Source organism: Microbacterium nanhaiense, assembly GCF_014646015.1.
Classification (GTDB): Bacteria; Actinomycetota; Actinomycetes; order Actinomycetales; family Microbacteriaceae; genus Microbacterium; species Microbacterium nanhaiense.
On the sequence record NZ_BMMQ01000010.1, the window covers coordinates 89,570 to 100,764 of the forward strand.

An 11,195-nucleotide genomic window follows, 5' to 3' on the forward strand; every position below is an offset into this window, starting at 1 on the left:
AAGCCTCCCTGCGGAATCGCAGGGAGGCTTTCTCGTGGCTCAGTGGGCGGCGTGGTCGCTCACGTAGGCGCGGAGCGCGCGCTCGTCGTTCGGCATCTCGACGACGCGCTGCGGGGCATCGAGCATCTCGCGCAGTTCGTCGGACAGCTCGATCTCGACGCCGATCGCCTCGGTGATGGTCTCCTGGAACTTCGCCGGCTTCGCCGTCTCCATGACGAGCATCGGCACGCCCTCCTCGACGTAATCCCGGGCGACCTTGACGCCGTCGGCGGTGTGCGGGTCGATGATGTCGCCCGTCGCCTCGTACACGGCCTTGATGGTCGCGAGGCGGTCGGCGTGCGTCGAGGTGCCGGATCCGAAACCGAACTCGCCCGCGAGGCGCGGCAGCTCGGCGGTGAGGTCGAGCACGCCGTTGGCGTCGAGCTCGGCCCAGGCGTCGTTCATGCGCTGCGGATCGCGGCCGAGCAGGTCGAAGAGGAAACGCTCGAGGTTCGAGGCCTTCGAGATGTCCATCGAGGGGCTCGAGGTCGCAAGCGTCTGCTGCGACGACCGCGGTCGGTACAGGCCCGTGCGGAAGAACTCATCGAGCACGTTGTTCTCGTTGGCGGCGAGCACGAGCTTGCGGATCGGCAGCCCCATGCCCTTCGCGAAGTACCCCGCGAGGATGTTGCCGAAGTTGCCCGACGGAACCGCCACCGATACCTCGAGGCGGCCACGGCCGTCGGTCGCGCGCAGCCACGCCCAGAAGTAGTACACGACCTGAGCGACGATGCGCGCCAGGTTGATCGAGTTCACGGCGCCGAGGTTGTGGGCGCGCTTGAACTCGAGGTCGCCCGAGAGCGCCTTGACCAGGTTCTGCGCGTCGTCGAAGACGCCGTCGACGGCGATGTTGTGGATGTTCTCGTCGGTGAGCGAGAACATCTGCGCGCGCTGGAAGCCGCTCATCCGGCCCTGCGGCGACAGCATGAAGACGTTGATGTGCTTCTTCCCGCGGAACGCGTGCTCCGCGGCGGATCCGGTGTCGCCGCTCGTCGCGCCGACGATGTTGAGGGTCGTGCCGCGACGCTCGAGCGCGTATTCCATCACCTGGCCAAGGAACTGCATCGCCATGTCCTTGAACGCGAGGGTCGGCCCCTCGGATAGACCGACGAGCGTGATCCCGCCGTCGATGTCGCGCAGCGGCACGATGCCACCCGGGAACTTCTCGGCGCTGTATGCGGCGTGCGTCATGGCCGAGAGCTCGTCGCGCGGGATGTCCGTCGCGAACAGTCCGATCACCTCGGTCGCGAGATCTGCGTAGGCGAGGCCCCGCCATGATTCGAGCGTGTCGGCATCGACCGCGGGCAACTGCGTCGGCACCGCCAGGCCGCCGTCGGGCGCGAGGCCCTCCAGCAGGGTCTCGCAGAACTCTGTCGGCTCCATACCGCCACGGGTCGAGATGTACTGCACTTGGCGCTCTCCTCGCTGTAGGTTCCCCCCATTCTCGCAGAGTCTGGGAGGCCGGAGAGCGCACGCGCGCGGCGGTCCGCCCGCGCCGTCTGCTCGGGATTCGGCGGCGCCCTATGCGGCGATCGCGGAGTGCGTTCGGCAGACGGCCGCGTCGCCGCAGGTCTCGCAGAGCACGGTGCGACGCCGGCACGTCTCGTCGGCGCAGTTGACCATGCGGTTCGAGGGCTCCCCGCAGGAGGCGCAGCGACCGATCGTCGCCGCGTCGGATCCGAAGTCCATCGTCTCGCGCCCGTCGAACACGTAGAGGGATCCCTCCCAGAGGCCCGTGTTCCCGAAGGTCTCGCCGTAGCGGACGATGCCGCCGTCGAGCTGGTACACCTCGGTGAAGCCGCGGGCGGTCATGAGGCTGGAGAGCACCTCGCAACGGATCCCTCCCGTGCAGTAGGTGACGACCGGCGTGTTCTTGAGGTGGTCGTACCGGCCGGAGTCGAGCTCGGCGATGAAGTCGTGCGTCGTCTCGGTGTTCGGCACGATGGCGTTCTTGAACCGGCCGATCTCGGCTTCGAAGTCGTTGCGCCCGTCGAAGAAGACGACGTCGTCGCGCTCCTCCACGAGCTTGTGCAGCTCGCCGGGCCTCAGGTGGGTGCCGCCGCCGACGACGCCGTGCTCGTCGACCCGCAACTCCTCCGGAACGCCGAAGGAGACGATCTCGTCGCGCACCTTGACCGATAGCCGCGGAAAGTCGAGGCTCAGGCCCTCATCGTCGAGGCCGGTTCCGGTGGACCATTTGAAGTCGATCCGTTTGAAGGGTTCGTACTGCTTGGTCTTGCGCACGTATGTCTTGAGCGCCGCCATGTCGCCGCCGAGGGTGCCGTTGATGCCGTGCTCGGAGATGATGATCCGCCCGCGCAAGCCCAGCAGTTCGCAGAGGTCGCGCTGCCACAGTCGCACGGCCTCGGGGTCGGCGAGGGGCGTGAAAACGTAGTAGAGAAGGATCTTCGCGGGCACGAAACCAGGGTACGCGGAGAGCCTTGAAGGAACGCTCATCCGACAGCTGATGATGAAATAGACGAATGACACAGCAGCGCCCCGGCATCGCACCTCTCGTGAGCGCGTTCGCGACGATCATCGCAGGCGGCGCGATGGCCTTGCAGGGCACCGCGAATGGCACGCTTGGCGAGATCCTCGGCAACGGGATCTTCGCGGCGACCGTCTCGTTCCTCATCGGCCTGGCGCTCCTGACGATCATCGTGCTCGCCGTGCCGGGCGCGCGTGCGGGACTCGCGAAGGCGTACCGCATCGTGCGCACGCGCGAGTTCCCCTGGTGGATGACCCTGGGCGGCATCGCCGGCACCTTCACCGTGATCGCGCAGGCTTTCACGGTGCCGCTCATCGGTGTGGCGGTGTTCACGATGGCCTACGTCGCGGGTCAGCTGCTCGGCGCGCTCGGCGTGGACAGCACGCAGCTGCCACCCGGCGGCCCGAAGCCGCCGACGCCGTGGCGGATCGGCGGATCCCTCATCGTGCTCGTCGGGGTCGGGATCTCGGCGGTCGGCGTCCTGGGGCAGGGCGTTCCGCTGTGGGCGCCGCTGATGCCGTTCCTCGCCGGGGTCGCCACGACTGTGCAGCAGGCGACCAACGGACGGCTGCGCTTCGCGTCGGGCTCGGCGATCGCCTCCACCTTCACGAACTTCCTCGTGGGATCGGTCGTGCTCGTCGTCGTCTCGGCCGCCCTGTTCGCCGCCGGCACGCGTGTCGAAGCGGTGCCGGAGCTTCCCGGTCAGTGGTGGGTCCTCCTAGGCGGTGTGCTCGGCATGTTGTTCATCGGCATCACGACGCAGACGGTGGCGCACCTGGGTGTGCTGCTCCTGAGCCTGATGTCGCTCTTCGGCAACCTCGTCGGCTCGCTCGTAATCGACCTGACCTTCCATTCGGCGCACGCCGAGGTCACGGCCTCGACCTACGTGTCGATGGTCATCGTGCTCGCGGGAGTGGCCGTCACCACCGTCCCACCGGGTCGCTTCTCGAAGCGGCTGCGCTAGCGGATCCCCGTCACCGCGGGCGATACACGACCAGCGAGTGGAAGGTGAAGCGGATCACGAACGCCACGGCGAGCGTGATCGCGGTGGCGATCGGGCTCGGCATCCCCCAGCCCGTCACCATGAGGCTCATCACAGGGATGCGCACGGCGGATTCGGCGTTGTTGAAGATGAACGATGACGCGAATCTGCGCCAGAACCCCCGCGCGGCTCCCGTCATGTCGTGGAAGACGAAGCGTTCGATGAGCAGGAAGTTCGCGATGATCGTGGTCTCCGCCGCGATAACCGCGGCCGTGATGTACCCCACCCCGAACTCGGTGAGCAGCCACACGATCGCGACGTTCGCGACGGCGCCGAGCGCACCGATCACGGCGAACGCGCTCATCTTCCCGAAGCGCAGCAGCGCGAGCTGCTGGAAGAAGCGCACGCCCTGCGTGAGCGATGCCTTCGAGTCGCCCGCGAAGCGGTCGGCGAAGTCGAAGGGGATCTCGGCGACGCGCAGGTTCGTGCGGACGATCGTCTCGAGCAGGATCTTGAAGCCGCGCGGCTTGAGCGTCGCGAGGTTGAGCCGGGACACGTCGATCGCGAAAAAGCCCGTCATCGGGTCGGTGACGTGCCGAAGGCGGAGCGGGAACATGGCGCGCGTAACAAGGGTGGATCCGCGGGAGACGAGGTGCCGAGTCGCGTCGGCGAGGCCGGAGGCGTCGCCCCCACCCATGTAACGGCTCGCGGCGACGATATCGGCGTCGGTTTCGGTGACCCGGCGGTACAGCTCGGGGATCTTCTCCGGCGGGTGCTGCAGGTCGCCGTCCATGACGACGCAGATCGCCGAGGACGCGGCCCGGAAGCCCTCGACCACGGCACCGCCGAGCCCGTTGACCGGCTCCTCGCGGTGGATCACACTCACCGGAAGCGAGGCCGTCTCGGCGACCTTTCGCACGACATCGGCCGTGCCATCGGTCGAGTCGTCGACGAAGATGATCGCGGCGTTCAGGCCCGCGAGCGCGAGCGATGCGCGCCGAACGAGCTCTGCGACGTTGCCGGATTCGTTGTACGTCGGAACGATGACCGTCAGGTCATGCGCATATGTTGCCCCCGCCACCTTCACATCCTGTCACGACCGAGCCCGTGGCCATGACGCGAGCTTATTCTTGACCTATGACGACCCCTCCACAGAACACCATCACCATGTTCAGCGCCGAGTGGTGCCGCGATTGCCGCCGCACCAAGGCGCAGCTCGACGAGCTCGGCGTCGAGTACACCTACATCGACCTCGAGACCGACCCCGCCGCCGCGGATGTCGCGAAGGACATCTCGGGCCGCACCAACATTCCCGTCGTGGTGTACCCCGACGGCAGCCACCACGTCGAGCCGTCGAACGCCGATGTCGAGGCGAAGCTGCGCGAGCTCAGCATCATCTGACGCTCGCCGAGAACGGGCCCGTATCCCTTCGGGGTGCGGGCCCGTTCTCGCGCTCGCGAGAGCGCGCCGCGGCCCCGGATCCGCGACGATCGGGGCCCGGGATCCGGGACAGGGGATGGGTGCGCCCGCTAAGATGGATCGGGTGAGCGAGCATTTCGAAGAGGTCACCACGCGCGACGAGATCTGGCGCGCTCGCCCCGTCGACTCGCGTCTCGTCGGCATCGTCGTCGCCCGCGACGGCATGCCTTCGATCGTCGAGCAGCGCGAACGGCTCACGGCCTTCGGCGTGCCGATCGGCGGGTTCCGTCACCCGGCGCCGAACGTCGTCGAAACGTGGGAGGAGCGCCTGAACCGACTCTTCGGCCGCCTCGAGAAGGGCGACGTCGTGGTCGTCACGAGCGCGCACGTCTTCGGCCGCGACGCCGCGGAGGAGGCGCGCACCATCGCCGAGCTCGGTCGCCGCGGCATCATGATCAAGGTGCTGGCGCACACGGCGTAGCCTCCGCCGCGCGGGTGCCTCAGATCGTGACGAGCACCAGCACGACGGCGACGACGGCGATGACGATCGCGCCGCCGACGACCGTGGCGATGTTGATGATCCGGCGCCGGCTGTGGCGCTGGGCCTCCATCGCGGAGAGCGACGTGCGCGTGATCGCGCGGGGCTGGTCGGTCGCGCCCGTCGTCTGGCTGGCGATCCGCAGCGTCGCGGTATCGACGAGGGGCACTCCCCCGCTCTTCGTGCGCGGCTGATCGGATCCGGCGACCATCGTCGCCTTCGACGAGGTGCCCGGCGGAACCACGGGAACGGCGCCGGTGCGCGGCCCCGAGAACGCCGTGCGAGACACGACGACCGCCCCGACGGCCTTGTCGTGCCAGCCGCGGCCGCGGCCGAGCGAGTCGAAGAACACGGAGAAGCCGCCGATGACGATCGCGCAGCCGGCGGCCCAGACGAGGTTCCGCACGACGACGCGCCAGAAAGGGAGTCGGTCGCCCGTGTCTTCGCTGGCGAGGCGCACCTTCGCCACGAGCATCCCCGGCGTACCGCCCCGCGACTGGAGGACGCAGTACACGAAGAGCAGCAAGGCGACGGATCCGGCACCGGCGAGCCCGCCGGCCGGTCCATCGACGAGGGTCATCACGAGCCAGGAGACGAGGCCCGCGAGGATCGCGATGATTCCGAGATCGACGACGTATGCGAGCGAACGCCGACCAATCATCGTATGCATGGCGAATCTCCCTTGACCCAACAGATAGCGCTCTCCCGAGCATCACACGGGCGCGCCTCGTTTCGCAAAACGGCGCCGCACGCCGGGGCGTGTGCGCCCGGGCGTGCGGCGGCCGTCTACTGCTTCTTGGCCTTCTTCTCGGGGATCGGGGCGTCGCCCGATGCCCGCAGTTCGGCGAAGTATGCACGGGCCTCGTTCTGGCGCGTGTCCTCCGCCCCGGAGGCGATGGGTGCGCGCACGTGCTCGGGCTCGAAGCCGAAGGCGTCGACGAGATCCTGCGCGTGCGGGCGCAGGCGAGAGCACAGCCGGTCGATGTAACTCGTGAGCGACTGTCCGCGCTGCGCGGAGAGCCGGCCGGAAACGAGGTACCACGCGAGGTGGTTCTCGATGAGCGAGAGACCGAAGAGGTCGCGAAGCCAGGTGAGCACGATGCGCGTTCCCTCGTCGTCGACGCGACCGAGCGCGTCGGTGAAGGCCTCCCACTGCAGGAGTTCGCCGTGCGCGCGCGCGGCGTCGAGGAGCTCGACCTGGTTGTCGTTGAAGACCGTCTGCGCCTCGGCCGGCGGCAGCTTGCGGGCCGCGTTCAACCGCGTGCCGACCTCGGTCACCATCTGATGCACGCGATCGGTCAGCAGCTGCTGCTGGTCCTCCTCGCGCAGGCCGAGCTCGACGGAGCGCGCCGTGGATCCGAGGTCTGCGAACGCCTGTCCCAGCTGGCGCAGACCGGCCCCGTGGAAGACCTTGGATGCTCCCTGCCTCGCCGCGTACGACGCGAGCTCCTTCGTTCCCTTGCCCTTGAACTGCGCCGCGAAGTCGCCGAGCAGGCGCTTGCCGACGAGCTGCAGGAGGACATTGTTGTCGCCCTCGAAGGTTGCGTACACGTCGAGATCGTGGTGCAGGCCGACGAGGCGGTTCTCGGCGAGGAAGCCCTGGCCGCCGCACGCCTCGCGCGCCTCCTGGATCGTGTCGAGCGCGTTCCAGGTCGAGAGTGGCTTGAGCGCCGCGGCGAGGGTCTCGAGATCCTGACGGCTCTCGTCGGTGTCGTTCTCACCGCTGAAGACCGCGTCGAACTTCTTCAGCAGTTCGTCGTGGCTGAACGTCTGCGCGTACGCCGTCGCGATACGGGGGATCAGGCGACGGCGATGCTTTCCGTAGTCGAGCAGAACGGTCTCGCTGCCCGTGCCGTCGTCGAACTGGCGGCGCTGGTTGCCGTAGGTCACGGCGATCTTGAGCGCGAGCGCGGCGCCCCAGGTCGCGGCGCCGTCGAGCGACACGCGGCCCTGCACGAGCGCACCGAGCATCGTGAAGAAACGGCGGCCCGGGCTGGCGATGGGGCTCGTGTAGGTGCCGTCCGGGGCGACGTCGCCGTATCGGTTCAGCAGGTTCTCTCGGGGGACGCGCACGTGGTCGAAGCGGAGCCGGCCGTTGTCGATGCCGTTGAGCCCGCCCTTCGGGCCGTCGTCCTCACTCGTGATGCCCTCGAAGTGCGTGCCATCGTCGTCGCGGATCGGCACGAAGAAGCAGTGCACCCCGTAGTTCACACCGCCGGTGATGAGCTGCGCGAACACCGTCGCAGCGCGGCCGTCTATGGCGGCGTTGCCGAGGTAGTCCTTGTAGGCGCCGCGGAAGGGCGTGTGGATCACGAACTCTTCCGTCTCCGCGTCATAGGTCGCCGTCGTGGCGATCGACTGCACGTCCGAGCCGTGGCCCGTCTCCGTCATCGCGAACGCGCCGGGTAGCTTCATGCTGATGGCGTCGGGAAGCCACTGATCCCAGTGCTTCTTCGTGCCGAGCTGGTAGATCGCCGAGGTGAACAGGCCCCACTGCACGCCCGACTTGATCTGCAGGCTGGGGTCGGCGAGCACGAGCTCCTCGAAGCCCGCGAGGTTGCCGCCCTGCGTCTCGAGTCCGCCGTACTCCTTGGGGAAGGACCGCGCTCCTCCGCCACGTTCGGCAAGCATCTTGAGCTGCTCGAGCACGCGCTTGCGGTGCTCGGTGTAGTGCTGGCCGGGGATCTGCCAGAACGCTTCGTCCTTGATCATGTCGCGGGCCTCGAGCCGGATGTCGGCCCAGGTACCGAGCAGCTGGCGCGTGAGCGCGGTAACGTCGATGCGGATGTCGCGGCTGGTGTCGCGTGCGGTGTCGAACACTGTCTTCCTCTCATCTTCGGCGAGGGTGCCTACACGTCGAATCTATGGGGATCCACGCGAAATGCGCCATCGCGTTGTGCGGGGCACACAACGTGATGGCGCATTTCGAGGGGATTACTTTGCGGAGCGGACCGGGACGCGCGCTTTCGCGGGCTTCTTCTTCGAAGGTGCTCCGTCGGTGGGGCGGGGCTTCGGGGCGCTCGCCGTGATGTCGTCTGCCTCCGCCGCCTGCTTCGCCTGTTTCTCGGGCGCCGCTTCATCGTCGAGGAAGGCGCCGCGGACGAGGGCGGATGCCCTCATCCAGCTCGCATCACGGATGAAGATGAAGTCGATGCCGATCATCGCAAGCGAGAACCACGGCAGGCCCATGAGAACGCCGATTCCGATGTGGAAGCTCATGATCCCCAGGAGCGCGACGATGCGAGTCGGGCGCGTCAGCAGCATGAAGGGGAAGGCGATCTGGAGGATGATGGATCCCCAGCTGATCGCGGCGACCGCCGGCCCCCAGGCGGTGACGAGCTCGCTGAGGATCGGCCACGTGCCGAAGCGCTCGGTCATCAGCGGCGTGTAGACGGCGCTGCCGTCCTGCCACGGCTTACCGCCCGCCTTGAACAGGCCGCCCGAGGCGTACACGAAGATCACCTGTGCCGTCAGGGCGACGAGCACGAGGTTGTGGAGCAGGTTGCTGATCTCGCGGGGCGGGATCGTCGGGAAGTCTTTCTTCGCGCGGCGCCGCGCGTCGAGGGACCATCGCGCCGCGGGATCCGCGAAGAGCATGAGCAGCAGCACGATGCGGTACATGTTGTCGCCCTGGTCGCCGACGGCGTCGTTCATCTCGATGAAGCTGATCCACAGGACGAAGTAGACCGGCAGCACGATCTTGAGGCGCCAGCCGAGCATCATGGCGATAGCGAGGGCGAACAGCACGATGTACAGCAGCGTGAAGAGGGCGTCGTTGCCGGCCACCTGGTGGAACCAGCTGAACAGCCAGATCTTCGGGAAGTCGCTCACGGGCTCGGCGAGTTCGCCGTTCCACGCGGATCCGGATCCGAAGGTGTAGAGTCGCGACGAGTAGTTCGTCGCGAGCAGGCCGGCGCCGGTCAGGCCGATGAGGATGCGGGTGACGGCGAGACCGTAGAGCGACTTCTTCGTGTCGAGGAGCCACGCCTCAACCCAGAACCAGGTGTTGGCGACGATCCGGCCGAGGGTCGTGAACAGTAGCGCGATGAGGCTGCCGATGGCGCGCGGGGCGCGGCGAATGAGGCTGCTCATGACTTGTTCATCCGTTCGTACTGCGCGCGGAAGACCTCGGTGAAGGCCTCCTGCGACTGTCCGTCGGCCACGATGAGTCCGCGCCACCCCGTCGGCGAGTACTGGATGCCCGGCCTCTTCGCGTCGGGATCGTGGCGCTGCTCGAACGGGATGATGTTCTGCCGCGTGGCACGGTACTGGATCCGCTCGACGTCATCGCCCCAGATGGCGATGGCGACCTGCGTGGCGTAGGCGGTGGCGCGGCGCTCCTGCTGCATGTACTCCTCGACGGCGTCGTTGCCGCCGGCCCCGAGTGCGCTCGCCATGCGCTCCTCCCAGTCGGCCTTGAAGTAGTTCAGCGCGACGACCTCCTGCTGCTCCTCGCTGAGGTCGCCCCAGGCGCCCTTGTACTGGCTCGAGACGTCCATGGCGACGATGCCGGCGCGCGGGGTGAAGAGGTGGTAGCGGATCATCGAGAGTTCGACGTCGCTCGCCGATACCCATTCGGTTTCTTCGCCGTTCACGAGGGCTCGGACCTCGAAGCGGTAGTCGCCGTTGATCGGTTCGGGGGCAAACACGCTCCACGACTGGCCGAACATGGGGATCATGTAGTTCGACAGTCGCTCCTGGCCGACGACCTCGCGCGCGGACGCGGAGTACGGCGCGATCCAGAGGAAGGAAGCGAAGATGTGCCACGCCGTAAACAGCGCGGCGGCGACCATGACGACGCGCACATATGCGCGGCGCCGGGGGCGAGTTGTGGTCTCGGCCATAAGTTTCTCTCGTCGGTGGGTGAACTCGCGAACCGCCTGTGTTCCGGTGAGGTCGTCACCGGAACACAGGCGGTTAGTTGCGAGTCACCGGGTGCTCCGATTCGTGTTCGACGTCTCGGAGCACCCGGGTACTGCGGGGGTTAGCTGCGTGCGCGGCGGCGGCTGGTGGCGAACCACACGCCGGCACCCGCCAGCATCAGCAGGGCTGCGGTACCGCCGAGCGGCAGAGCCATGTCACCACCGGTGGGCGACAGACCGCCACCCTTCTTCTCGTACACCTCGAAGGCGCCCGAGATGGAACCGGAGGTTGCACCGGTCAGCTCGACGGAGTGGTTGCCCACCGTGGTCGAAGCCGGGACAGCCCAGGTGAAGGTGACATCACCGTTCTCGTTGGCGACTGCGGTGCCGATCTCGAACGGGGTCGAGTGCTGCACAGCCGTGACCTTCTCGCCGGCCTCGAAACCGTGACCGTGCACGGTCTGCTGCTCGCCGACCTGCAGGCGGGGCTTCTCGACCTCGATCGACAGTTCCTGACCGTCAGCGTCGGCCGAGGCGTTCGCGTTCGAGGAGGAGCTGGCGTTCGAGTTCGCGCTCGAGCTGGCGTTCGCGTTTGCCGAGGCCGAAGCTCCGGCGTCGCTGTCCGACGCGCTGTCATCCGAGCCGTCGGCGTCGGCGTCGCTGTCGGCGTTGGCCGCGGCAGCAGCCGAGGCATCCGTCGACGAATCGGCGTTCGATGCGGCAGCGGCGGCGGCACCGGAGTTACCCTCGGCAGCCGACGAAGCGTCAGCGTTCGAGGCGGACGAGGCGTCCGCCTGAGCGGCAGCCTGCGCGGCAGCCTGAGCCGACGCGTTAGCCTCCGAGCTCACGTCCGTCGAGGCGTCCGAC

At 67.7% G+C, this 11,195-nt stretch carries 11 protein-coding genes; 3 read left to right on the forward strand and 8 right to left on the reverse strand.

The genetic code is table 11. The features are described from left to right. Positions 1–39 precede the first annotated feature (39 nt). Positions 40–1,449, reverse strand: coding sequence for a threonine synthase (gene thrC, locus IEX05_RS13795; protein ID WP_188702829.1), 1,410 nt, complete (start codon positions 1,447–1,449; stop codon positions 40–42). Positions 1,450–1,560: 111 nt separating this feature from the next. Continuing rightward, complete coding sequence (trhO, locus tag IEX05_RS13800) at positions 1,561–2,457, reverse strand: oxygen-dependent tRNA uridine(34) hydroxylase TrhO (protein WP_229661333.1); 897 nt, start codon at positions 2,455–2,457, stop codon at positions 1,561–1,563. A gap of 65 nt (positions 2,458–2,522) precedes the next feature. Between trhO and IEX05_RS13805 the strand changes: the two genes are divergently transcribed. Then, complete coding sequence (locus IEX05_RS13805; protein ID WP_188702832.1) at positions 2,523–3,491, forward strand: DMT family transporter; 969 nt, start codon at positions 2,523–2,525, stop codon at positions 3,489–3,491. A 10-nt stretch (positions 3,492–3,501) separates the two neighbouring features. On the opposite strand, the gene IEX05_RS13810 is transcribed toward IEX05_RS13805, so the two are convergent. Beyond that, the gene (locus IEX05_RS13810) at positions 3,502–4,590 is read right to left on the reverse strand and encodes a glycosyltransferase (protein ID WP_188702834.1); all 1,089 of its coding nucleotides are present in this window, start codon (positions 4,588–4,590) and stop codon (positions 3,502–3,504) included. A 56-nt stretch (positions 4,591–4,646) separates the two neighbouring features. On the opposite strand from IEX05_RS13810, the gene IEX05_RS13815 reads away from it, so the two are divergent. Together IEX05_RS13815 and IEX05_RS13820 are read left to right on the forward strand one after the other, a co-directional pair. Then, entirely contained in the window at positions 4,647–4,910 is a 264-nt protein-coding gene (locus tag IEX05_RS13815) for a glutaredoxin family protein (protein WP_188702836.1), read from the forward strand. Positions 4,911–5,052: 142 nt separating this feature from the next. Further along, on the forward strand, positions 5,053–5,409 hold the full coding sequence (locus IEX05_RS13820; RefSeq protein WP_188702838.1) for a recombinase family protein: 357 nt from the start codon (positions 5,053–5,055) through the stop codon (positions 5,407–5,409). A 19-nt stretch (positions 5,410–5,428) separates the two neighbouring features. Here IEX05_RS13820 and IEX05_RS13825 read toward each other — a convergent pair whose 3' ends face one another. The 5 genes from IEX05_RS13825 to IEX05_RS13845 all read right to left on the reverse strand — a co-directional run. Then, complete coding sequence (locus tag IEX05_RS13825) at positions 5,429–6,136, reverse strand: RDD family protein (RefSeq protein ID WP_188702840.1); 708 nt, start codon at positions 6,134–6,136, stop codon at positions 5,429–5,431. A 116-nt stretch (positions 6,137–6,252) separates the two neighbouring features. After that, the gene (locus tag IEX05_RS13830; RefSeq protein WP_229661334.1) at positions 6,253–8,286 is read right to left on the reverse strand and encodes an acyl-CoA dehydrogenase family protein; all 2,034 of its coding nucleotides are present in this window, start codon (positions 8,284–8,286) and stop codon (positions 6,253–6,255) included. Between the two features lie 114 nt (positions 8,287–8,400). Further along, on the reverse strand, positions 8,401–9,558 hold the full coding sequence (locus IEX05_RS13835; protein ID WP_188702842.1) for an HTTM domain-containing protein: 1,158 nt from the start codon (positions 9,556–9,558) through the stop codon (positions 8,401–8,403). Continuing rightward, positions 9,555–10,310, reverse strand: a complete 756-nt coding sequence (locus IEX05_RS13840) for a DUF5819 family protein (protein ID WP_188702844.1) — start codon at positions 10,308–10,310, stop codon at positions 9,555–9,557. Before IEX05_RS13840 ends, IEX05_RS13835 begins: the two co-directional genes overlap by 4 nt. Before the next feature lie 140 nt (positions 10,311–10,450). Then, positions 10,451–11,195: hypothetical protein (locus IEX05_RS13845; RefSeq protein WP_229661335.1), on the reverse strand; the 745-nt coding region annotated here is incomplete at its 5' end.